Source organism: Salinibacterium sp. TMP30 (assembly GCF_038397785.1).
Taxonomy (GTDB): domain Bacteria; phylum Actinomycetota; class Actinomycetes; order Actinomycetales; family Microbacteriaceae; genus Rhodoglobus.
The window spans coordinates 2308240-2330900 of sequence record NZ_CP151642.1 but is presented as its reverse complement, the minus strand read 5'-3'; the positions used below and the strand labels follow the sequence as shown (position 1 = coordinate 2330900).

At 61.4% G+C, this 22661-nt stretch carries 19 protein-coding genes and 1 pseudogene; 7 read left to right on the top strand and 13 right to left on the bottom strand.

What is annotated here, in order from left to right; translation table 11 throughout:
- Positions 1-28 precede the first annotated feature (28 nt).
- On the top strand, positions 29-1036 hold the full coding sequence (locus tag AADH44_RS11360; protein WP_341952943.1) for an HNH endonuclease: 1008 nt from the start codon (positions 29-31) through the stop codon (positions 1034-1036).
- Between the two features lie 9 nt (positions 1037-1045).
- Here the strand turns inward: AADH44_RS11360 and AADH44_RS11355 are convergent, their stop codons facing one another.
- Complete coding sequence (locus AADH44_RS11355) at positions 1046-1513, bottom strand: hypothetical protein (RefSeq protein ID WP_341952942.1); 468 nt, start codon at positions 1511-1513, stop codon at positions 1046-1048.
- Between the two features lie 234 nt (positions 1514-1747).
- Here AADH44_RS11355 and AADH44_RS11350 point away from each other — a divergent pair, with 234 nt between their 5' ends.
- Complete coding sequence (locus AADH44_RS11350; protein ID WP_341952941.1) at positions 1748-2725, top strand: DNA cytosine methyltransferase; 978 nt, start codon at positions 1748-1750, stop codon at positions 2723-2725.
- Here AADH44_RS11350 and AADH44_RS11345 read toward each other — a convergent pair.
- From AADH44_RS11345 to AADH44_RS11315, 7 genes are all read right to left on the bottom strand, one after another.
- Positions 2722-3681, bottom strand: a complete 960-nt coding sequence (locus AADH44_RS11345) for a NaeI family type II restriction endonuclease (RefSeq protein WP_341952940.1) — start codon at positions 3679-3681, stop codon at positions 2722-2724. The two genes, AADH44_RS11350 and AADH44_RS11345, sit on opposite strands and share 4 nt — an antisense overlap.
- A gap of 70 nt (positions 3682-3751) precedes the next feature.
- Positions 3752-4705, bottom strand: coding sequence for a hypothetical protein (locus AADH44_RS11340; protein WP_341952939.1), 954 nt, complete (start codon positions 4703-4705; stop codon positions 3752-3754).
- 2 nt (positions 4706-4707) lie between these two features.
- The gene (locus AADH44_RS11335) at positions 4708-5697 is read right to left on the bottom strand and encodes a DUF262 domain-containing protein (protein ID WP_341952938.1); all 990 of its coding nucleotides are present in this window, start codon (positions 5695-5697) and stop codon (positions 4708-4710) included.
- A 268-nt stretch (positions 5698-5965) separates the two neighbouring features.
- A complete protein-coding gene (locus tag AADH44_RS11330; RefSeq protein ID WP_341952937.1) occupies positions 5966-6364 on the bottom strand; it encodes a (deoxy)nucleoside triphosphate pyrophosphohydrolase in 399 nt (132 codons plus the stop codon).
- 128 nt (positions 6365-6492) lie between these two features.
- A complete protein-coding gene (locus tag AADH44_RS11325) occupies positions 6493-7272 on the bottom strand; it encodes a DNA-formamidopyrimidine glycosylase family protein (RefSeq protein WP_341952936.1) in 780 nt (259 codons plus the stop codon).
- The gene (locus AADH44_RS11320) at positions 7265-12043 is read right to left on the bottom strand and encodes a DEAD/DEAH box helicase (RefSeq protein ID WP_341952935.1); all 4779 of its coding nucleotides are present in this window, start codon (positions 12041-12043) and stop codon (positions 7265-7267) included. Before AADH44_RS11320 ends, AADH44_RS11325 begins: the two co-directional genes overlap by 8 nt.
- An 87-nt stretch (positions 12044-12130) precedes the next feature.
- Positions 12131-12754: a dienelactone hydrolase family protein gene (locus AADH44_RS11315; protein ID WP_341952934.1), complete on the bottom strand. Its 624-nt coding sequence runs from the start codon at positions 12752-12754 to the stop codon at positions 12131-12133.
- Positions 12755-12854: 100 nt separating this feature from the next.
- Between AADH44_RS11315 and AADH44_RS11310 the strand changes: the two genes are divergently transcribed.
- Entirely contained in the window at positions 12855-13394 is a 540-nt protein-coding gene (locus AADH44_RS11310) for an NUDIX hydrolase family protein (protein ID WP_341952932.1), read from the top strand.
- A gap of 55 nt (positions 13395-13449) precedes the next feature.
- Here AADH44_RS11310 and AADH44_RS11305 read toward each other — a convergent pair whose 3' ends face one another.
- On the bottom strand, positions 13450-14832 hold the full coding sequence (locus AADH44_RS11305) for a HAMP domain-containing sensor histidine kinase (RefSeq protein ID WP_341952931.1): 1383 nt from the start codon (positions 14830-14832) through the stop codon (positions 13450-13452).
- Entirely contained in the window at positions 14832-15497 is a 666-nt protein-coding gene (locus AADH44_RS11300; RefSeq protein ID WP_341952930.1) for a response regulator transcription factor, read from the bottom strand. Before AADH44_RS11300 ends, AADH44_RS11305 begins: the two co-directional genes overlap by 1 nt.
- Positions 15498-15619: 122 nt before the next feature.
- On the opposite strand from AADH44_RS11300, the gene AADH44_RS11295 reads away from it, so the two are divergent.
- From AADH44_RS11295 to AADH44_RS11280, 4 genes are read left to right on the top strand one after another with little or no spacing between them, the layout of a single operon-like run.
- Complete coding sequence (locus tag AADH44_RS11295; protein WP_341952929.1) at positions 15620-15988, top strand: hypothetical protein; 369 nt, start codon at positions 15620-15622, stop codon at positions 15986-15988.
- Positions 15981-16367 carry a hypothetical protein gene (locus AADH44_RS11290; protein ID WP_341952928.1) on the top strand — a complete coding sequence of 129 codons (387 nt, stop codon included), beginning with the start codon at positions 15981-15983 and terminating at the stop codon, positions 16365-16367. Before AADH44_RS11295 ends, AADH44_RS11290 begins: the two co-directional genes overlap by 8 nt.
- A gap of 14 nt (positions 16368-16381) precedes the next feature.
- Positions 16382-17374 (top strand): FAD:protein FMN transferase, encoded by a 993-nt coding sequence (locus AADH44_RS11285; protein WP_341952927.1) that lies wholly within the window; start codon positions 16382-16384, stop codon positions 17372-17374.
- Positions 17371-18939, top strand: coding sequence for a 2Fe-2S iron-sulfur cluster-binding protein (locus tag AADH44_RS11280; RefSeq protein ID WP_341952926.1), 1569 nt, complete (start codon positions 17371-17373; stop codon positions 18937-18939). Before AADH44_RS11285 ends, AADH44_RS11280 begins: the two co-directional genes overlap by 4 nt.
- A gap of 150 nt (positions 18940-19089) precedes the next feature.
- On the opposite strand, the gene AADH44_RS11275 is transcribed toward AADH44_RS11280, so the two are convergent.
- The 3 genes and pseudogenes from AADH44_RS11275 to ligD form a co-directional block, all read right to left on the bottom strand.
- The gene (locus AADH44_RS11275; RefSeq protein ID WP_341952925.1) at positions 19090-20685 is read right to left on the bottom strand and encodes a DEAD/DEAH box helicase; all 1596 of its coding nucleotides are present in this window, start codon (positions 20683-20685) and stop codon (positions 19090-19092) included.
- Positions 20686-20955: 270 nt separating this feature from the next.
- Positions 20956-21585 carry a DUF1684 domain-containing protein gene (locus AADH44_RS11270; protein ID WP_341952924.1) on the bottom strand — a complete coding sequence of 210 codons (630 nt, stop codon included), beginning with the start codon at positions 21583-21585 and terminating at the stop codon, positions 20956-20958.
- Between the two features lie 107 nt (positions 21586-21692).
- Positions 21693-22637 (bottom strand): annotated as a pseudogene (gene ligD / locus AADH44_RS11265) (non-homologous end-joining DNA ligase); the annotation flags it as partial.
- Between the last annotated feature and the right edge of the window lie 24 nt (positions 22638-22661).

Below are 22661 nucleotides of genomic sequence, written 5' to 3'. Positions count from 1 at the left end.
TCCGCACTCATCGACGATTTGAGGGCAAGTGCTCGAGTTGAAGGATTACATCGGTCTCACTGAGGCTGATGCGCGTTCCCAGTGGCTATCGATTCTTCAGCGAGTTGACCCAGGTGGCCGCAGGCAAGTTGATTTCGTTCCGCTAGAAACACTTCTCTGCTTCGGGCTGGGTTTAATCGCCGAGCCTAGTTCTTCAGGCACCATAAATATTCGAGAGTCGTCGCGCGAAGCGCAACGTCTTGCCGCTCTTTTCAAGAGACCCACAAAGAGCTTGGCCGCCAAACTCGCAAACCTGGACGGGCGACGGCCCAATGGGGCAAAGCACGAACGTCAGTTGTGGGCAATGCTGTCAAACGACTTAGTTCTATTCGAACACCTTTATGAGCTTGCCTTCACAGCTGGTCGCTCGGTCGGCCTTGATAATGCGCGTCTTCCTGATTTTCTTGGAATAGAGACGAGCACCTTGAGAGCATTCATCGAAGCAGACCAAATCACTAACGACGCGCTCAGGGAATCCGTCGAATCCGATTTGCGGGATTGGGTTGACGGGAATCCAAGTGGTGACGCTACCGAAACTGAGAAGGTTCTTCTCGGAACTGCGCGCGTTGGCCAACAACAGTTTGCGCGAAGCGTGCTCAATAATTGCGGATTCGCGTGCGTCTTTTGCGGGATGAGTTTTCGAGCAAACGGCTTGCCGTCTTCACGAATGTTGGTCGCGAGTCACATCAAGTCCTGGAAAGCGAGCACCAACAAGGAGCGGCTAAGCGTGGGCAACGGCGTCGCCGCTTGTCCGACGCACGACGCTGCATTCGACGGCTTTCTGCTTACTTTTTCACCGGACCTCCGTGTAATCCGGAGCCCATTATTGGAGAGCGCGATTGCCCACGACGATGCTGTTGCTCGCCAGTTCGGTTCCAATATTCTGAATTCGACAGTCGTGGCCGGGAGATTCCGAAAATCGCCGTCTCACGAATTCATTGCGTGGCACAACCATCGTTTTAGCCTGTTGGTGCAGGAAAAAATATCGCTGGTTTAGATCCAGAGCCTAAGTCTCCGGCTCACTGTCGCAGCGCAGTCCTTGCACCCACGCTCTTGCGAGTTCGTTGTAGTCGGCGGGATTCCAAGAGAGCTTGATTGAATGGCGTTCGCCCTGTTTCATTGCCGGCAACTCTTTCGTCTGGCTCTCAAGCAGGATGTTTTCGTCTTCTGCGGTGACCAACATTTCAAAGGTAGTCGACTTGCAATCCTTGAGTGCACGAATTTCGAATGGCCAGCAATAGCCCGATGACCCTTCGCCACAGTCAGCCTTCTCGACATACATGTAGGCGTACCCATCGCTGTGCGTGAATCCATTCGGGGTCGGCATCTGAGGTTCTGCCGTGGAAGTCCTGACCGAGTGGGGAGTCTCGTCTACTTCCATCGTTTCGATGGGCTCGTTCGAGCAGGCAGTAAGCAACCCGACAAGGATCAGTCCGACCCCTATTGCAGATTTGGCTTGTCTTCGAGTGCCCATTGAGCGCCTCCGCTTGAGTTTGTGACCAACAATCTAGTGGGTTCGATGTCGTGATCGCTAGCACGCGGCTACCGCATGACATAGCGGCCCTCTCTCGAGCAGCGCACTCATACGCAAATGTCACCCCTCCCATAGGCAACGCACCGAGATCGGTGGGATGTCAGGTGCGTGTGTCAGAGTAGTTTTAATTCGGTTCTGCCTAGGTGGACCACAAAACAAAGCATGGAGAGTTTGATGTCGCTTCCGAAGCTAAGCGTCCTTGAGATTTGTGCAGGGGCGGGTGGCCAGTCTTCTGGACTCGAAAAGGCCGGCTTCGAGCATGAACTTGCTGTAGAAATCGACCGCGACGCTGCTGCGACATTGCGACTCAATCGGCCCGAGTGGGCTGTCCAAGAGGGTGACGTTCGCGAGGTGGACGGCAAGAAATTTCGAGGGATAGATCTTCTAGCTGGCGGTGTCCCTTGCCCTCCATTCAGCATGGCTGGAAAACAACTTGGTGCCGCCGATGAGAGGGACTTGTTTCCGGAAGCATTGAGGTTGGTGGACGAGGCTAAACCGAGCGCCGTGATGCTTGAGAACGTCCGAGGGTTGGCTTCGGCTCGCTTCGGCCCGTATAGGGATTCGATACTCTCTGAGCTAAACCGAATGGGGTATCAGGCATCTTGGCAGCTCCTCTTCAGCTCAGATTTTGGGGTTCCACAGCTCCGACCTCGATTCATCCTGGTCGCCTTTCGGGGCACGGGAATCGATAGCTTCGAGTGGCCAAAGCCAACAGGCGAGCGCGCTGTCGTCGGTGCAACCCTCCTTCCATTGATGAAAGCGAATGGATGGAAAGGCGCGAAGGCTTGGGCCAACCGCGCGAACGGGATCGGGCCGACAGTCGTTGGCGGCTCGAAAAAGCACGGTGGCGCTGACCTAGGCCCCACGCGCGCAAAGCAAGGTTGGCTTATGCTAGGCGTCGACGGCAAAGGCATCGCCAACGAAGCCCCGTCGCCGGATCATCCGCTTGATCACATCCCTCGCCTTACGAATCCCATGGTCGCGCTCGTGCAGGGATTTGATAAGAACTGGAAGTTTTCTGGTCTAAAAACTTCGACTTACCGACAGATTGGAAACGCGTTTCCTCCTCCAGTAGCTGCAGGAGTGGGTAGCGCGATCCGAGAAGCTTTAGGTGCGGGAATCTTAGAACAAGACTTGAAGGTTGTCGCCTAAGCCCATTTGTTTCGAGCACCCCGTTCCGGGATGAGTGGAGCCTCGACGATAGGGTCACTCGGATTTGCCCGACGCCACCTCACGCCGTCCATGACCGCTCCTTCGTCATTGGTTGACTGCACCACGCGTACCGAAATGTACTCCAGTGGGCCCGGAATCGGCACGCCCAGATCTTGCGCAGTCTCAGAATGGTATTTGCCACTCAGAATCACAATTCCCTCAGATCGAAGCGCATCGCGTGAACCGCCATTGTAGCGGACGCGCTTCTGTGGGTCCATTTGCATGCTGACGGTCGCAACTGTGCTGCGGTGAACGACCATTCCCTCAGCGGCTCTAAACAGCCGGTGCGTCCGCTGGGTTCCGCTTCGATGCTCAAAGATTTTCGCGACTTCGTTTGGATCTAGAAGCAGTAGGACGTTCGGAGGAAGTGGCGCGTCGCGCCAAAGCCACCGGATCGCTTCTCGCCCGGCTTTGTTTAGTTGTGTCTTCTTGTCTCGATTGGACTTTTCGCGTCGATTCGCGAGCTCCACCCGGACCAATCCCAACGACCATTGACCTTTGGCATCGCTTGCAGTGGCGACGAGGGCAAGCTCATCAAACACCTCTGGAGGAAGCATCCATCCTCCATCCGACTGGCTCCACTTCGCATCGACCTCATGACCAGCAACGGTGAAGTCTGTCCTGTCCCCGCCATCAAATCCGAATTCGCGTTGTGCATTGATTTCAAAAAGAGTTCCAAAGTGGGTTTTTTCGGTCTTCATGAGGTCTTCCCACTTGTACCGCCCAGTCTCTTGACCGTTGTAGATCATGTCGTATGTGTGACGGAGCACCGCGGCCCAGCGTTCGCCAGTGGGATCAAGACCAATAAGCTCTTCTGCGACTTCGACCAGCGCCTGATCGTCGGCATCCAGATACGGGTCAAAAGAGATCTCGGCATTCACTGGTCGGTCGTTCATTGTGGAAGCTTAGCTTGCGTCGATTTCGTCGCCCATTTCAATCGAAAGTGATTTGATTCGCGCTGGGTTGTCAAGGACGTACGACCGCTGCAGCGGGCAGTTCTGAAATCGCAGGGTAGAGGTTGACGAGTTCGCTTGTGACTAGGACACATTTGTTGGCGGCAACGAGGCGCGCCCCCAGATCGGCGCCAATGAGGCTGTGGACTGCCGCGAGGACGACCTGGCCCGGAGTAACATCGCTATCGTTTACTAGGCAGGCGATATCCGCTGATTCAAAGGCCGTCTCAACACTTGTGCTCGATACACCACAGGCACTCAGCAGCGAATCTGCGGTTGTGGCGAAGCGGTGAGCATCGGTCGGTCGACGAGAGGGACTCCAACGTCTAAGCCATTCTCTTGACTCGAGTTTCGGATTACTCGGCTGTGGCCCGGGCCGCTGTTGCTGCCCCGCTTTTTCGAGGTCGGCCAAAACGTTGTCGAGCAGTTCCAGGGAAGCCTTTGCCTGACCTGAAACTCGTCGAACCCCCCAACCGTGCCCTTCGTCCGTCGCGCTCTTGTATACCTGGTCATGCGTCGCGCGCCACCACGCGTACTGCAGCCCGGTCCGCACCTGAATTTCGAATATACGACTGCGAATGGGGGAGCTAACTGCGGCTGGGCTAACTTTGAGGCCTAAGTGCGCCAGCATGTGGATGTCATCGTAAATGAATTCCTCCGCAGACTTGAGGCGCATCGGTTTTAGAGTGCCCTCAAAGCTCTTCGACAACTCTGACACTGCGGCATCAAGCTCGTTCTGAGTGGGGACGACGATCGTGGCCGCGTACAAATCAGGCAAATCCTTCAGGGGGCCGCCGCCCATTTCTAGCTTCGAAAGGCAGCTTTCCTCGCTCTTGATCCTGTCGTCGAAAAGCCAATTATTTTTGGCACAAATTAGGCGAAGTCTTTTGGAGGCCAGCGTGCGCAGTGGCGTAGCGACAGCAAGTGCCTCTTCGTAGGCAATTGCGACGCTGTCGGGGATCCTCACGACTATTCCGCGAGCAAGGCTTGCAATATATTTGCCCTTGTAGAACGGGATGATTCTTTGTTTGTTCCTTGGCGGACAGCGTCGCTATATCTTCTTTCGTCTTCACTCTCTGGTTCCGCGACCCGCGCACCGAACTCGGTCAAAATCTCTGCAGATCGAGACGCTGGCGGCAGTTGTCCGTCGCGGTACAGGTGAAGGATGGCGGCCCATAGGCTGTAGAAGTCTCCCAGATTATTCCAGCGACCCGGGGGTAGCTCGAGCCCCTTGAACCACTCCAGCGTGGCGTAGTACTCCGCATCAGTCCTATCTTCGTCTGGGATTTCAGAATCGTAATCTGAGTAGAACTGATCGAGAAGGTTGGGGCTGCCGTCTAGCACTCCGTGCATGGTTAGTAGATAGATTTCAGATACATACTCGACGTCAAGCATTCTGGAGATGCGCGCTCGACTTGCCATTCCAAACTTTGTCCACAGGGGGTCTTCGGCCAGACCCGTCATTTTGGAAATGAACTTGCCTTCATACTGCGCTTTTCGTAACTCTTGGCGATTCAGCTTCGCTGTATTGCGATTCAGACGTTCGAACGCCGATTTGATTTCTGCATCTGTGGTTCGAGTGATGTTCTCGACGGTGAGTACGTAATCCGCCAACGTCTCCCGTAACTCAGGAGCTAGGTCCGAGTAATACGGAGCTGAGTAGCCTTCAGAGGAGAAGTAGTCGCCGAGGTGAAAAGCGTCCTTAGTGAATTCGATCAGTGTCTCAAGGCGTTGTTTGCCGTCAATCACGTGATGAACGGTTGGCAGATCTGGAGCTGTTTCGGTCGCCAAATATATTGACGGAGATGGGTAATCGCGCAAAATCGTGTCGATGTAGAAACGCCGGTAGTCGTCATTCCACACCGAGCGTCGCTGGTATGGAGGATTCAGATCGAGCTGTCCTGAGGCGTCCAGCTCGAGGAACCACTTGACTGTTTGTGTATTCGGCCGACGGCGCATGCTTACTCCTGTTGTTCAGCTGATCGAATCTCCGACGGGCACGGCTGGGTATCAGTGGCGTGCCTAAGTGTTAGAAGAGTATCGCTCCTAATCAAAAAGCGGAGTACACCTCAACGAACACAACTCTTCTAATGTAACTAGTAGCAATGGTCTGAGGGCGAGGGCTGGTGTAGACAAAAACAAACTCACGTCGAGTGCCACCGGCCGTGCAGGGTCCGAAGTTCACATCACCCCCATAGGATTACGAGTTCGTAGAGGTCGATTGACACTAGGAGGCGGCCGCTCGTTCAATCAGTTCAACAGCTGGCACATCGGCAGGCGCCCATTCGAGCGAGCTCAGTTCTGTGGGCGCGAGCCAGCGAACGTCCGTGTGCTCGGTCAGCACCGGTGTGCCGGAGAGCAACTCGCAGTAGAACGTCGTCAGCACGACGAACCCGAAGTCGTACTCGTGAGTCGTGGTGGTGATCAACTCGCCCACGGCCACCTCACACTCAAGCTCTTCGGCGATTTCACGCGCGAGCGCATCGCGGGGAGTCTCGCCGGTCTCGATCTTGCCACCGGGGAACTCCCACATACCGGGCAAAGCCCCACCGGGTCCGCGCTGGGCGCACAGGATCAGGCCGTCGCGAACGATGACCGCGCCAACAACGTTGATCTGTTTCTTCACGGGTGATCTCTTTTGGGTACTTCTCGAGCGGCGAGCGTTAGGGGCTGACCACAGTTGGGCTCGCTCGCTTCAGCCTATTGGCGAGACCAGGATGCGCGGAGTGCGACACTGCCCGCGGCCGAGCGACGTCACTTCTGGCAGCTCGGGCACCACCACATGTAGCGGGTATCGGTGGGGCCGGTGCCGAGCTGATCTGACTCGATGCGGGTGCCACACCGCAGGCACGCTTCATCGCGCCGCCCGTGCACCCAGTAGCGGGGCTTGCCGCGCGGCAAGCCCGTGAGATTGCGGATCGGGCGGTCCTTGTTCACCATGATCGCCTTGAAGGCGAGCGCCACGAGTCGTTTCGGGTCGGCGATCTCGCCGATAGGGGTGTGGGGTCGAAAGCCACGCAGAAAGCTCAACTCGTTCGCATACACATTGCCGAGGCCAGCCAGATTCCGCTGGTCGAGCAGAGCGAGTGCGACCGGTCGTGCAGGGTCTGAAAGCAGATTCGTCAACGCTAGTTCGGCATCCCAATCGGGCCCCAAAAGGTCAGGCCCCAGGTACCCCACAATGCTGTCTTCGGATGCCGTGGGCACCACCTCAAGCAGGCCAAGTTCGAAACCTACCGCCACTTTCGATGCCGTGCTCAGCACCCCGCGTGCCAGGTAGGAGGGCTTGCGCCACCGCTCGCCTGCGACGTAAATCTGCCAGACGCCCTCCATCTTGAGGTGGCTGTGGATGGCGAGGTCGCCAACCCGAATCAGCAGGTGCTTGCCGCGCGGCACGACACTCGTGACGGTCTGGCCGCTGAGGTCGAGGGTTGCAAACGCGGGCACCCGAAAGTCGGTGCGGGTAAGAACCTGCCTATCGAGAGCCGCCCGAAGTTTTGCGGCCGCCTTATAGACGGAATCACCCTCAGGCACGGAGCCTCAACCCCTGCGGTGTTGCCACAAACCCGGCCTCTACGAGGGCTTTGCCCACGGGGGTTCCGACGGCGAAGTCGCCATTCACTTTCTCGATGCGCAGCTTCGGGAGGGTGCCGCGCAGGGTGCTCGTGAGCGAGCGTGTTGCCGCATCCACCACGGCAGGTTCGGTATCAAAAGCGAGCAATGACTTGCCTCCACGCTCAAGGTAGAGGGCGAGGTGGCCATCAACGAGCACCACAATTGCGCCGGCCTTGCGACCGGGACGATGTTTCTTGGGGGCATCAGCGCGGGACTTGGCTGATGCTACGGCGCCAGCGCTCAGAGTCGAGCCGTCGTCACCCGCGACGCTCGCCTCTGCACCCGCGGATTCGCCGCCCAGCCCCGGCCACCCGAGTGCAGCCCCGTAGGGGTTCGCGGGGTCTGTCGCGGCGAGAGTGATCGCACGAAGTTCGGGTGCGGCATCCGGGTCCCGAGTGAAACCACGCAGGCGGTCGACGGTGGCTCCGGTCGCGAACTGGGCAGCACCGAGACCGTCGATGAAGTAGCCGCGTCGTGCGCGGCCGGTCTCTTCGAAGCCACTCAGCACCCGGTAGGTCAGCGCGAAGCCGCCGCGGATGCCCTCACTCACGACAGCGCCGCGAGTAACGACCGCGTGCCGTTCGAGCATGAGTTCGGCCGTCGACTTGGCGCGAACGGTCGTATCGCCCTCGGCGGCGTCGAGGAGCGCCCACCGCCCCGAAGCGCTCGGTGGTCCGGCCTGCGCCACCGTCGAAACACTGCCACGGTAGGCACGCGCGCGCGCCGGACGAGGTGCCCGAGTCGCACGCACAGCACCACCCAGGTGCGCACGCAACGGCGCAAAACTGTCATTGGTGATGAGCGAACGCCACACCAGATCCCACAGCTCCTTCAGCAGCAGCTTGTCATCGGTGCTGCCAATCTGGTTCGACAACTGACGGAAAAAGAACGCGCCACCGCCACCCAACGCATCCAGAATGCTCTGCTGCAGTTCGCTAACACCATCACGATCAGGCTCCGGCAGGGTCAGCGCCGCCGTAGCGGCGGGGTGCAAACTGATCCAGCCATCACTGCCCGCCAACGCACCCTGCCCCGCCCACACCACCTCACCCGAAGTGGTCAACTCATCAAGCCAGGCCGGCGAATAGTCCCGAATGCGGGCACTCAGAATGAAGTTCTCCCACGCGGATGCCGGGGCCGAATATCCCGCCAGCTGGTCGATCACCTGGGCAAGACCGTCAACCCCGCGCAATGAGTCACCCGCCGCAGACACGTGCTGCCAAGCCGGCAAGAACCGGCCAAGCGTTGCGTGCGAAACGGGTTCCACCTCTTGGCGGAGAGCCGCAAGAGAGCGGCTGCGCAGGCGACGCAACACATCGACCGAGCACCACTCGGTGCCGGAAGCGCCAGGGCGAAACTCGCCATCAACGACACGACGGTCCGCCGCGAGGCGACGGAGGGTGTCGTTGACAACGGCCGTTCCGAGACCGAAGCGGGCCGCGGCATCCGCCAGTGTGAAGGGTCCGTGGGTTCGGGCATAGCGACTCACAAGGTCGCCCACCGGATCGTCAACCGGTTCGATAAAGGCGGCGGGAACACCAATCGGCAGTGGCACCCCGAGAGCATCGCGCAGACGGGCAGCATCCTCGATACCGGCCCAGCGGCGCTCGCCCGCAATCGTCACCTCGAGCACGCGGTTGGCGGCGGCAAGCCCGGCGAGGTCGGTAGCCAGCGCAGCACCGGTAACCAGCGAACGCGCTTCGATCTCGGCAACGGTCTGCGGGCCGAGCACCCGCAACAGATCAACGAGCCCCTCAGCATCGCGGGCATGACGCTCGGGCGTGAGCCGCTGCAGCTCCAGCTCGGTCTGTTCGATCACGCCGGGGTCGAGCAGTTCCCGCAGCTCCGCACGACCCAACAGCTCAGCGAGCAGCGCCGGGTCAAGCGACAGCGCAGCAGCGCGACGCTCGGCCAGCGGCGAATCTCCCTCGTATACGAAAGCGGCCATATAGCCAAACAGGAGACTTCGAGCGAAGGGCGATGGCACCTCGGTCTCTGTCTCCATGACGCGGATGCTGCGGCTCGCGATCCGCTTCGTCAGCGCCGTGAGCGCGGGCAGGTCGTACACATCCTGCAGCACTTCGCGCACGGTCTCGAGCACGATCGGAAAACTCGGATACTTGCGGGCAACATCCAACAGTTGGGAAGCACGTTGACGTTGCTGCCACAGTGGTGAACGCTTGCCGGGGTCGCGGCGCGGCAACAGCAGAGCGCGGGCGGCACACTCCCTAAAGCGCGCAGCAAACAGCGCCGAACCGCCCACTTCTTCGGTGACAATCTGCTCAAGCTCATCCGCGTCGAACACAAAGAGATCCGCACCGGGTGGGGCGGCATCGGTGTCGGGGATGCGCACGACGATGCCATCGTCACCGGCCATGGCTGCGCCATCCACCCCCAACTGTTCGCGAATGCGGGCGGTAATCGCCAACGCCCAGGGCGCGTGCACGGGCATGCCGTACGGGGAATGTAGTACCACGCGCCAGTCGCCAAGCTCATCCCTAAAGCGTTCCACCACGAGGGTGGTGTCGCTCGGAACGTGCCCGGTCGCCGCCTTTTGCTCGGTGACGAGAGCGAGCAGGTTGGCCACCGCGTGCTCGTCGAGCCCGATCGACTCGGCACGGGCGCGAGCGTCATCAGCGGATGCGGTCGCAATTTCTTTTGTGAAGGCCCCGATAGCTTCACCCAACTCTGCGGGGCGGCCCAGGCCATCACCCTTCCAGAACGGTACCCGGCCGGGTTGCCCGAAGGCAGGGGAGACAAGCACCTGATCGTGGGTGATGTTCTCGATGCGCCAGCTCGTAGTGCCAAGGGCGAAAATGTCACCGACGCGAGATTCGTAGACCATCTCTTCGTCAAGTTCACCGACGCGACGGCCGGGGGCGCCCGCTTCACCGCCGATCATGAAAACGCCAAACAGCCCGCGGTCGGGGATGGTGCCACCAGACGTGACGGCAAGGCGTTGCGAGCCGGGGCGGCCACTGAGCGTTCCGGCGACGCGATCCCACACCACGCGGGGTCGTAGCTCAGAGAATTCGTCACTCGGATAAAGCCCGCTCAGCAGGTCAAGCGTCGCGTCGAAAGCGCTCCGGGGCAGGGTCGAGAATGGTGCGCTGCGACGCACAGTATCGAACCAGTCCTCGATATCGATCTCGTCGAGGGCAACAGCCGCGACAGTCTGTTGTGCGAGCACATCGAGCGGATTCGTCGGAACCGCAAGCGCCTCAATCTGGCCGCTACGCATCCGCTCAACAGCAACAGAAGTGTGGATGAGGTCGGTGCGGTGCTTCGGGAACAACATGCCCTTAGAGATTTCCCCCACCTGATGCCCGGCTCGCCCAATGCGCTGAAGCCCACTCGCGACCGAGGGCGGCGACTCGACCTGAATCACCAGATCAACCGCCCCCATATCAATACCGAGCTCGAGCGAGCTAGTCGCGACGACGCAGCGCAGCACCCCGGTCTTGAGGTCGTCTTCGATGATCGCACGCTGGTCTTTGCTGACGGAGCCGTGGTGCGCGCGAGCCAGCAGCGGGGCAGCCCCCATCGTGGATCCGCCCTGCGCCATCATCTGGGCGGGCGGCTTCCAAGGTTGCTGCGGTGCGGCGTAGGCGGCAGCATCCGCACTGGCCTGCGATGGGAGCACGGCATCGGCACCGTCGACGCTGCCGTCGCTCATCCGCTCATCATAAATCTCATTAAGGCGGGCAGTGAGTCGTTCGGCAAGGCGACGCGAATTGGCAAACACAATTGTGGAACGGTGTTCGAGAATCGCATCGACAATGCGCTCCTCAACGTGCGGCCACAGCGATGCCGCAGACTCCGGAGTCGCCTCAGCATCAAAGCCGTCGCCGCCGGAACTGGAACCGGAACCCGACCCGGCGCCCGACCCGGCCCTGCCGCCCGCACCGCCGCCCGCACCGCTCTTTCCGCGCGCAGCAGCAACCGTGCCCGGGATCGTCATATCGGCCACCGGAACCACGACGCTCAACTCAAAAGTCTTCGCCGACGGCGGGTGCACTATCGTCACAGGAGCGCGCCCGCCGAGAAAACGAGCAACCTCGTCGATGGGGCGCACGGTGGCCGAGAGGCCGATGCGCTGCACGGGTTTCGGGAGCAGAGCATCCAACCGTTCCAACGACAGTGCAAGGTGGGCACCGCGCTTGGTGGCGGCGACCGCATGCACTTCGTCGATGATGACGGTGTCAACATTCTTGAGCGTTTCGCGGGCCGCCGAGGTGAGCATCAGATACAGCGACTCTGGTGTCGTAATCAGGATGTCGGGAGGCAGACGCGCCAGCAGGCGGCGGTCTTGCGCGGTGGTGTCTCCCGAGCGCACCCCCACGGTGATGTCTGGCTCGCCGAGCCCCAACCGGCGTGCGGTCTGCGTGACCCCCACGAGTGGCGCGCGGAGGTTGCGCTCAACGTCAACGCCGAGAGCTTTCAGCGGAGAAATGTAGAGCACCCGCGTGCGCTGTTTCGGGTTTGCTGGTGCGGGACTCGACGCCAACTGGTCGATCGCCCACAAGAACGCCGCCAAAGTTTTGCCCGAACCTGTCGGGGCCACCACGAGAGCATTCGCCCCCGAAGACACCGCATCCCACGCCCCCAATTGGGCCGGGGTGGCAGCATCAAACGCACCCTCAAACCACTCTCGGGTGGCGGGCGAAAACTTGCCGAGCACATTGCTCATTGTTCTATCTTCGTTGTTGCCGCTGACAGTGCACTACACCGGCCTCGAAGTGCAGCGAGACGTGCACCCCAACCGCGGCACCACTCACTACCCGTGCGTGCTCAAGAAGCTCACAAAGTCGTTCAACTCATCCGTCGAAATCGAATGAGCAAGCCCCTCATAAATGTGCGACTCGGCACGCGTGTGATCAACCAACCACTCCTCAGTGCGCTCAATAGCCACCGCCGGAATCACCGCATCATCAGTGCCACGGCCCCAAAATACGGGCGGGCGGATGCTCGCCAGCTGCGCATCACCGGAGTGCTCAGCACTGGCCACAAACCCCGAAAGCGCCACAGCACTGCGGAAGCGCTCCGGGGCGAGCCGCAAAAGCTGCAACGTCATCGCCGCCCCCTGCGAGAAGCCGAGGAGGCTCACACTCGTGTACTGCTGGTCATCGAGCCAGGTGAGCACGGCCCGTGCCGAGTCATCCACTAGCTCGGGGTTGTGTCGACCGTCACCGCTGAGATTGATCGGAAACCACGAAAAGCGACCATTCTCGGGAATCGGCGCCCGAAGGGACGCGATCACCGGTTCGAGCGGAAGCCCCGGCGCCATCGCAAACAAGTCGCCCTCATGCGAGCCATAGCCGTGTAACAACACGAGCAGCGGTCGCTCGGCCCTCTCACGTTCGGGGGCCGACCAGAGAACTGCTGATGAATCGATCTGCATGCCTCGAATCCTACGTGGCGGATGTGGTGCACGGCAGCCTAGACAGCGGGCGGCTCTCGTCGTGCGTGCGCAAACTCGCCACCATGGGTGACAATGGAGCATGAGCTCCGTCGGCACACCAGACCCCAACTCCTCGTGGTTATCAGACGAAGAGCTTGCAGAGACCCGCAGGCGTCTTCCGCTGCTCTATGTTGAGGCGGTTCCGGTGCGAGTGGATGGGCTGGGTCGCGTCACTGAGGTCGGCACACTTGTTCGCGGCAACGACGGCGAAATCACTCGCACGCTCGTTTCAGGCCGTGTCATGTACGGCGAGACGTTGCGCGACGCGCTATTCCGTCATCTGGAAAAAGATCTCGGACCGATGGCTTTCCCCCTACTTCCGGCTAGCCCAACACCGTTTATGGTCGCCGAATATTTCCCGTGGCCTGGTGAAAGCCAGTTCACTGACTCCCGACAGCATGCCGTGTCGATGGCGTACGTCGTTCCCGTGACGGGCACGTGCGAACCCCGACAGGATGCCCTCGAACTGACCTGGTTGAGCCCCGCCGAGGCAGCATCCGAAGCAGTCACCGCCGATATGGAGGGTGGCCGGGGTGCGCTGTTGCGTGCGGCCCTCGCCTCCGTCGGAGTTCTGCCCTAACGAGCGTTGTAGCGCGCGACTGCTTTAGCGTGCGATTCCTTCAGCGGCGACTGTCTTACGCCGACTCGAACGACACGACGACTTCGAGCCCGTGTGGTTCGCGGCGCCGCAGGACCACGGTTGCACCGCTTGCGGCCGTCAGTTCGGCAACGATCGCGAGCCCGAGCCCGGTTCCGGGGGTTGTCGTTGTTCCGCGCCAGAATGGCTCGAAGGCGTTCGCCAAATCCTCGTCTGACATACCGGGGCCTTCGTCAGTGACTGTGATGGTCGGGCGTGAGCCTCCCGTGAGAGTGATGCGGATGCTCGATGGGGACGGAGCAACGGCGAGGGCGTTATCAATGATGTTGTCGATGATCTGATCGATGCCCGTGGGAACACCGCGCACCGCAATGGTTGCTGGCCCACTCACCGAGATCTCTACGTTGCTCTCCGCCGCAAGCGGTTGCCACTGCTCGACTCTTTCGCGGGCGATCTGGCCCAGATCTACTCGCTCGCTGGGCACAATCGACGCGCCTGCGCGCCCCAGAGCGAGAAGACCTTCGACGATTGTCGCAAGGCGGTCAGCCTCTTGTTCCGCTGCCGCCAAGCGGGCGGCTGCGCCAGCGGGATCAGAGTCCACCAGATCACGAGCGCGCTCAAGTTTTAACCGTAGGGCCGTGAGAGGAGTGCGCAATTGATGGGAGGCGTGTGCCGCGAATGCGCGCTGCTCGTCGATAAGCGCAGCGAGGCGGTCGGCCATGCGGTTAAACGACCGGGCAAGGCGCACCAATTCCGGAGCGCCCGCATTCGGTTCGGCTCGGGCGCTTAAGTCTCCTGCCGCCAAGCGTTCCGTCGTCGCGGTCAGCACCTGCAAGCGTCGCGTGACGGTGCCGGAGAAAATCACTCCCGCCAAGCCTGCCATCACGAGGGTGAGCAGAGCGACAACAGAGATGACGGAGAGTCTCTCGCCTACGGCGTCATCCACCGTTGCCTCGGGGTACGTGAGGCGAACTGCGCCGAGAATGTTCGGGCCGCTTAAGACCGGCACGGCGACATAGACCAGTTGCTGTTGCAAGGTATTCGAGTACCGCGAACCGGTGGAGATGGTGCCTCCGAGAGCTTCAGCGATCTCCGGCCGCGAAGAATAGTCTCCACCGATGGCCGACTCATCATCGTCACTCGTCACGATGGCCTCTCCACCGACATTGACGACGACTACGCGACCACCTCCGGCTTCGCGGTATTGCTGCGCGGCTATCTCCACGAGCGCTAACGCCTCGGGGTCGCCATCCTCAAGTGCCTCCTCCGAGGTTCCGGCAAGTACGAAGGCATCGCGTTCTAGCGAGGTGAGGAGCCGGTCGTATTCGACAGCGCGGAGGTACTGGGCAAGTGGCACGGTCTGGACCAACAAAACGAGGCCCGTGATGAGCATCACGACCCCCATGAAGCGCCAACGCACTAGAGGTCTCCCAGTCGGAAACCAACACCACGCACCGACTCGATCCAGCCCGCATCCCCAAGCTTCTTGCGCACTGCGGCGATATGGGCGTCAAGAGTTTTGGCGGTGCCGAACCAGGTGGTGTCCCAGACGTCGCGAAGAATGTCGGTGCGTCGGTAGACCGCGCCTCGGTCGCGCGCAAGGTATTCGAGCACATCAAACTCCCGTGGAGTAAGGTGCACGGCTTCTCCATCGAGCAAGACACGTCGCGCGCGACTGTCAATGACCAGTCGGGAATCGGCGTCGTCGTTGCGAGGCTGGTCAGTCTCGGTGGTGCGCCGGGTGACGGCGCGGATGCGTGCGACCAGCTCCCTCATTCCGAATGGCTTGACAATGTAATCGTCAGCCCCCAGCTCAAGCGCCACAACGCGGTCTACTTCGTCGTCACGAGCACTCACGATGATGACGGGGATCGTACTCGTCGCACGGATCTGGCGGCACACCTCGGTGCCGTCCATATCGGGAAGCCCGAGGTCGAGAACGACCAGGTCGGGAGGATCACTCGCAATGGCGGCGAGACCGCTCGCGCCGTCTGCTACGCGCGTCGCGGTGATCGAACGATCAGCGAGCCCGTCAACGATGCCGTCGGCGACGGCATCGTCGTCTTCAATCACGAGAACCCTCATGTGCTCATTGTGCCCTGCGTGGCTCTGCACGGGCGGGAGGACGGCGTGGGTACCGGCCATCTTGGACAAATCTTGGATAAGCGAGGGATCCGCCTGCAACCGCGCCTCGTTAGCGTTGCAGTATGAAAACACAGATCACGACCGTACTTTCCATCCTCGCCGTGCTTGGCACCGCGGGAGGTGCCTACGCCGTCAATCAGTCCGTGCTCAGTACCGCATCGACGGAACAGCCAGTCGTTGGCAGCCCCGATCCGATCATCGTTCCTCAGTCGCCCGAGTCGGCCACGCCGACACCGACTGCTCCCACCCCTGCGCCGTCAGTTGGCTCCGGGTCCGTGCCCGCTCCTTCGGTGAGCACGGGAGGATCTGGCGCTACGAGCAGTGACGACGAGTACGCCGATGACGACCAGTACGCCGACGACGATCATGACGAGTACGAGGGCGAAGACCACGAGGGCGAAGATCACGAGGACCACGAGGACGATGACTAAGCATCATCCTGCGGCGTCAGCGCGCATAGTCACAGGTGCTGGCACAGCAATCGCGTTTATCGTGATGGTCACCGGTTTTCAAGTCTCCGCCGCACTCGCCCAGAACCAAGCCGTTGCTGAAACATCGATGCTCACCGTTCTCGACCCGGCGCCCGCATCGACCCCCACGGCCGCTGCACCTGCAGCCCCTGCGGCACCTGCTGCCGCTGCACCTGCCGCCGAGGCAGCCACGGTCCCTGCCGCTCCGGCTGCTCCTGCGGCACCTGCACCCGCACCCGCAGCGCCTGCGGCACCCGCGCCCGCGCCCGCTCCTGCTCCGGCAGCTCCCGCTCCTGCCGCTCCCGCACCCGACGCCACCACGGCAGGTTCGGGCGGCTAAGCCGCCCGGCAATTATGCACTCGGCTCCTCTGATCATGGATGCCGTCACCCACGTCGCCCGGGACGCCATTCGCGCGGCCGTACGGTCGTCGGGCGCGACTCCCCGGGCCACCGACCACGAGTGGGCGATGATGGGCGGGCGGGCGCGAGCTCGAATCTTGGCAGCGCCGGAGGGCGCAGCGCGACTCCTTGAACGTGAGGGGGAGCGTCTCGAACAGAGCTGGAGTCGATTTATCGTCGACAGTGACCTCAGCCGGCTTAACCGAGCTGCCGGAGGCGCCGAGACAGTATCGGCCGACATGATCCACCTGATTACGGCGATGCGTGAGGGCTGGCGCGAGACTGACCGCCAGTTCGATCCCACGCTCCTTCCCGCCGTCATCGCCGCGGGTTACGACCGATCAACAGTGGACCCCACAGTAACTACCACTCTGCCCGTTTCTGCCCGCTCGGGGCAGAACCTTGATGCCATCGTTGTCGAGGGAGAAAGGGTGACGCTCCCGGTAGGCATGACTCTCGATGCCGGGGGTATCGGAAAGGGGCTGGCAGCCGACCAGCTCGCGGCATCCATTATGGAATTGGGTGCTTGGGGTTGCGTTGTCGAGGTGGGGGGAGATCTGCGCGTCATGGGTGATGCCCCCGACGGGATCGCGTGGCGTGTGGGGGTCGAGGACCCCTTCGATGCGACTAACACTCGGTCGACGGTGCGCATGACTGAGGGCGGCATTGCGACCTCGAGTCAGCGCAAGCGCCGCTGGGGTCAGCACGCGTCGACCCAGACGCACCACCTCATCGACCCGCAGACGCAGCGCAGCGCGACGACGAGTGTGCAGACCGTCACGGTCCTCGCGAACACCGCTGCCCGCGCCGAGACCCTAACCAAATCGGGCTTTCTTCGCCCGATGACCGACTACCTTGCCTGGTTGCCCACTCGCGGTGCCGCTGGGCTACTTATCGATGACGAGGGTCGCGAGTTTGCGACCGACAACTGGGGAGACTACGCATGAATGACCCGCATTTCTGGTGGTATGTCACGCGTGCGAGTGCGATTCTCGCGTGGGTGATCATGACCGCCGCAGTACTGTGGGGCATCCTGCTGTCCACTCGCGTGTTCCGGGGTGCCGACAACCCGGCGTGGCTCCAAGACTTGCACCGCTACCTCGGGGGGACCGCCCTCGTGCTCACGCTCATCCACATGGTCTCGCTCATGCTCGACCCGTGGCTCGCGATGCCGCTCGATCAACTGCTGATTCCGCTCATCGCCGAGTATCGTCCATTGCCCGTCGCGCTCGGGATCGTGTCGTTCTACGTGCTTGTGGTGGTGCAGTTGACTTCACTCGTAATGAATCGGCTACCGCGTCGGTTCTGGAAAGCAGTGCACTACCTCAGCTATGTTGCCGTACTCGCCGTCGCCCTGCATGGGGCTTTTGCCGGCACGGATGCGGGAGAAATCTGGTACCAGCTTGTTGCTACGGTCGTCGTCACGGCAAGCGTGCTCGCGCTCGTCGTGCGCATTGTGATGGCTCGCCGGCGCCGCCCTGCCCCCTCGGCTACGACCGCCACGGACGCGGTACAGGCTGGTGCGACCCAGGGCCGTGGCGCTACGGTTCCTTCTCTGAATGAGGCGAACCCGAGCGACCCTCTTGCGGTGGTACGGATGCGCATTGTGGCGAAGCAACTCGTCGCCGTCGGTGTTGTCCGGTTGCGTCTCGCCCGCGTCGATGGGGGACCGATCGCGCCCTGGTATGCCGGGGCACACATCACCGTTCGGCTACCTAACAGCCTAGAGCGACAGTATTCGCTCTGCAGCGACCCCGCTGATCGCGATCACCTCGACATCTCGGTCCTGCGGATGGCACCGGCTGGCGTCGGCAGTACCTATCTGCATGACGTCGCCGCGGTCGGTGATGAGCTTGACGTGATCGGCCCACGCAATACCTTTCCTCTTGAGGCCGCGCACGAATATCTCTTCATTGCCGGAGGCATCGGGATCACGCCGATTCGCGCCATGATCGAGGCGCTCCCGCTCGCGCGGTCATGGCGCCTCTTGTACTTGGGGCGCAGCCGCTCCGAGATGGCGTTCGCGGGCGAACTCGAGCAGCGTTACGGCCATCAGGTTACCGTTGTCGCTGGCGACCAGCGCGCGGTACGCATCGATTTGGCGGCCGAGATCACCGCGAGCACGGGTGATGTGTATGCGTGCGGCAGTGGTGCCGTGCTCGACGCTGTGGTTGCCGCCACACCGGTCGATCGCTGCCACGTGGAACGCTTCCTTGCTGTCGACCGCGCGAGCGGGGTGAATCGCACACCAGTGTCGGTGGTGGCTCGTCGCAGTTCCCGCCAGATCAATGTCAGAGCGGATCAAAGCATCCTGAGCGCTCTTCAGGGTGCCGGAATTGCCGTAGCGACATCGTGCGGAACCGGCGTTTGTGGAACGTGCGAGACCCAGGTGTTGGCCGGCGCTCCCCAGCACCTCGACTCAGTGATGCCCGACGCCGACAAAGACGAAATCGGCGTGTTCTACCCGTGCGTCTCGCGCGCGACAAGCCCGGAACTTGTGCTCGACCTCTAGGGCAAAATCGGTTGACTTCACGACCCAAGCGAGAGTGTCTGGCGAGAAGTAGCCTCACCAATACAGAAGGGCGGCGAACCACTGCCCAGCTAATGCTGGGAGCAGGTCACCGCCCTATCTGGCAGAGCTGTGTCGTGCGGGGCTGAGTTGTTAGCGTCCGCTGCTGGAAGCGCGACGGTTCGGTCGAACTACCTGTCCGACGCGAACGGGACCGCCACCGCCCTGAGCGCGGCCCTTGCCGCCACGGGGACGCGACGGGGCATCGGAGTGCTGCTGTTTCGGCTGGTGGGTTGAGCGCTGTTCGTCCGCACCGGCACCGGCAACAACTCCGCTGCTACGGCCGGAACCCTGCTGGTTGGAGCGCTGCTGGCCACCACGAGCGGCGTTGCCGCCGCGTGACTGGCCGCCACGAGCGCCACCGCGGGCACCCTCGCGGGCACCATCACGGCCGCCGCCATCACCCTCACCGGGGCGACGTGCACGCTTGCGCTGGGCGTTTGCCCCCTGCGAGCGGCCGCCCTGTGACTGGCCACGGGCGGGAGCTGCTGCGCGAGGCGCAGGCTTCACGTATTCGGCAACCTGACCGACTAGGGCGGTCACGGCATCCGAGTTGGCGTTCACGTGCTGTGGGGTCACCGTGATGGCGGCCTTACGCAGCAGTGCTGCTGTGTCTTTACGCTGGGTCGGAAGAACGATCGTGATGACGTCGCCCTCTTCTCCGGCACGAGCGGTGCGGCCACTGCGGTGCAGGTAGGCCTTGTGCTCGGCGGGCGGATCAACGTGGATGACCAGCTCAATGTTGTCGACGTGCACGCCGCGCGCTGCGACATCCGTGGCGACAAGCACTTTTACGTCACCGGCGGAGAAGGCTGCCAGGTTGCGGTCACGGGCTACCTGCGAGAGGTTTCCGTGGAGGTCAGCGGCGGGGATGCCGGCATCGACGAGTTGGCGGGCCAGCTTCTTGGCGTGGTGCTTGGTGCGCATGAAGAGCAGACGGCGGCCGGTGCCCGAAGCGAGCTTCTCGATGAGAACGCGCTTCGCTTCAACGCTGTCGACTTCGAACACGTGGTGGGTCATCGCCGAGACGTGTGAGTTCGCTTCGTCAACCGAGTGCATTACCTCGTTGTGGAGGAACCGGCGAACCAGCTTGTCTACACCGTTGTCGAGGGTGGCGCTGAATAGCAGGCGCTGTCCGTTGCTGGGGGTTTTGTCGAGAAGGCGCGTTACAACGGGCAAGAAGCCGAGGTCGGCCATGTGGTCGGCCTCGTCAAGCACGGTGATCTCGACGGCATCGAGGCTTACGAAGCCCTGTTTGATGAGGTCTTCGAGGCGACCAGGGCAGGCCACAACAATGTCAACGCCGGCTTTGAGCGCGGCAACCTGACGGTTCTGGCTCACACCACCGAAAATCGTGGTGGTGTTGAGTCCGTACGCAGCGGCGAGGGGCTCGATGACGGCAGAGATCTGGGTGGCGAGCTCGCGAGTTGGTGCAAGCACGAGACCCAGCGGACGACCCGAGCGGCGCTTGCCACCCGAAAGCTTGCCGCCGAGGCGAGCAACCATCGGCAGCGAGAAGGCGAGGGTCTTGCCCGAGCCTGTCTTACCGCGGCCGAGCACGTCGCGGCCACCGAGAGTGTCCGGAAGGGTGTCAAGTTGGATAGGGAACGGCGTGGTCTTACCGTCGGCTGCGAGTGCAGCTACGAGCGGGGCGGGTACGCCGAGCGAACTAAAAGTTTGTTCAGTCAAAGTAGTGGTGCCTTTCAGGCATAAGTAACAGATGGGCGTTATACCGGAGGCGTACAGGCACAGCCCGCACTGATCTACACCGACCCAATCAGGTGTTTCACACGGATGCGGTACACAGGTCAGATCTCGAACTTTCGTTCGGCGCGGATAACTCCAGTTCGCCGGAGAAAGTTATCTACGAGCCACACGTTTCTGATTGACGTGGACGAGAAGAGGGAAGCGTTCTACGACGCAGGGAAACACAATTGTTTCGCAAGTAACCCCAGCCTATCAGGCAGAGGCACCATACCGCTCACCTACCGGCACTTGCACAGTCACAGTGTTCCCCGCCTGCGCCAGAGGGCAGGCCCACGCGGGGTCATACGCGCACGAGGGGTTGTAGGCAAAGTTGAAATCGAGCACAAGCGACTCTGGCGCGCTGCCCGCTCCAAGATCGGCACCCTTCACGGTGTCGATGAGGTAGCGACCGCCACCGTAGGTACCGCCAGCAACCCGGGAGAGAGCATCCTTCACAGGAATAAAAATTCCGCCACCATATGACGCCAGGCGCCACACATCGAGAGTGCCAACCTGGTCAATCGTCACCGTACCCAACAGATCAAACGGCACCACACCATCCGTACCGGTCTCGACTTCCATGCGGCGCTTTTCTCCCGGAAGACCCTCACTAGGAACTATGGATGCCTCAAACCGCCACTCTGGGTCGTAGTCGCTAACCGGCAACCCACTAAAGTCGCGCCGGTCCTCCGGCAATAGCGGCGAAGCTGGATGCGTGGCAAAAAGCTCATCTCGACCCGCACGCCACTCGGCGTGGGCGCTCGCCGCATCCGGGTTAGCACGAACTGCGGCGTAGAGAGCAAAAGTGCGTCGGCGCCAGTCGGCAACCTCAAGAGCGGTCATAGGTTCAGATTAGTTGCGCGGCCCGACCGTTAGCTCAACTCGGCTGGACTGGTCTTCTTGCGATCCTTCACCCCGTCAATCAGTCAGTTCTTGGCTGCGTCACGCTACGAACCGTAGGTACGCAAACGATCGGCGCTCGCAGTGTTCACCGCGGTGGCTGGTTCCCTCTCCACTAGTGCTCGCAGGGGATCTTTGCGCCGTTTCATCCGCGCCAGCACCTGCGTGTAGTCCAACTGCTCAAGATTGGGCGAGGCGAGTTCGCGCCATGTTCGCGGCGTCGCCACAAACGGGCGAGAGCGACCGCGCAACGAATAGGGCGTCACTGTGGTCTTCGACGAACTGTTCTGGCTCCAATCAACAAGCACTTTTCCGCGACGAAGTGACTTCTTCATGTCACTGACGATGAGCTCCGGATGATCGGCCTCAAGTGCCTGGGCCAACTCATGTGCCACCTCTGACATTTGCTTCGAGTTGGAGCGCCCGTCGAGAGCTGCGTACAGGTGGATGCCTTTGCTCCCGCTGGTTACTGGCATCGGGTCGAGACCCATGTTTTTCAGAATCGTGCGCGCGTAGCGCGCAACTTCGGCACACTCGGCGAGCCCAACACCTTCGCCGGGATCGAGATCTAGCACCAGGCGATCCGGATTCTTGGGTTGACCATTCTTTCCGAACCTCCACTGCGGAACATGAATCTCTAGCGCAGCAACTTGGCCGAGCCATGTCAAAGTCGCGAGATCGTTCACGAGTGGGTAAACGTTGGAGTGATCTTTGTGCTCGATGGTGCGCCGTGCGATCCACTCTGGGGCAAAGTCTTCGAGGTTTTTCTGGAAGAACACCATGCCAGGCATGCTTGCTGTGCCCACCCCGTCGACCCAACGCTTGCGCGTGGCGGGACGATCTCTCGCGTGGGGAATCAGTACGTCGGCGATCGCGGTGTAGTACTCAAGAACATCGGCCTTTGTCGTGCCGGTTTCGGGATACAACACCTTGTCGAGATTGGTGAGCGTGAGCTTGTGGCCGTCAATCGTGATGGCCTGCTTCGTCTGAGCCATTCCCTCAGAATGCACCGAAACCAG

What these genes read in the sequence shown, in the direction of transcription:
- AADH44_RS11320 (WP_341952935.1), bottom strand. Translation starts at nt 12,043, where the DNA reads ATGAGCAATGTGCTCGGCAAGTTTTCGCCCGCCACCCGAGAGTGGTTT.
- AADH44_RS11270 (WP_341952924.1), bottom strand. Translation starts at nt 21,585, where the DNA reads ATGACCGCTCTTGAGGTTGCCGACTGGCGCCGACGCACTTTTGCTCTC.
- AADH44_RS11345 (WP_341952940.1), bottom strand. Translation starts at nt 3,681, where the DNA reads ATGAACGACCGACCAGTGAATGCCGAGATCTCTTTTGACCCGTATCTG.
- AADH44_RS11280 (WP_341952926.1), top strand. Translation starts at nt 17,371, where the DNA reads ATGAATGACCCGCATTTCTGGTGGTATGTCACGCGTGCGAGTGCGATT.
- AADH44_RS11355 (WP_341952942.1), bottom strand. Translation starts at nt 1,513, where the DNA reads ATGGGCACTCGAAGACAAGCCAAATCTGCAATAGGGGTCGGACTGATC.
- AADH44_RS11290 (WP_341952928.1), top strand. Translation starts at nt 15,981, where the DNA reads ATGACTAAGCATCATCCTGCGGCGTCAGCGCGCATAGTCACAGGTGCT.
- AADH44_RS11295 (WP_341952929.1), top strand. Translation starts at nt 15,620, where the DNA reads ATGAAAACACAGATCACGACCGTACTTTCCATCCTCGCCGTGCTTGGC.
- AADH44_RS11335 (WP_341952938.1), bottom strand. Translation starts at nt 5,697, where the DNA reads ATGCGCCGTCGGCCGAATACACAAACAGTCAAGTGGTTCCTCGAGCTG.
- AADH44_RS11285 (WP_341952927.1), top strand. Translation starts at nt 16,382, where the DNA reads ATGCACTCGGCTCCTCTGATCATGGATGCCGTCACCCACGTCGCCCGG.
- AADH44_RS11350 (WP_341952941.1), top strand. Translation starts at nt 1,748, where the DNA reads ATGTCGCTTCCGAAGCTAAGCGTCCTTGAGATTTGTGCAGGGGCGGGT.
- AADH44_RS11315 (WP_341952934.1), bottom strand. Translation starts at nt 12,754, where the DNA reads ATGCAGATCGATTCATCAGCAGTTCTCTGGTCGGCCCCCGAACGTGAG.
- AADH44_RS11300 (WP_341952930.1), bottom strand. Translation starts at nt 15,497, where the DNA reads ATGAGGGTTCTCGTGATTGAAGACGACGATGCCGTCGCCGACGGCATC.
- AADH44_RS11310 (WP_341952932.1), top strand. Translation starts at nt 12,855, where the DNA reads ATGAGCTCCGTCGGCACACCAGACCCCAACTCCTCGTGGTTATCAGAC.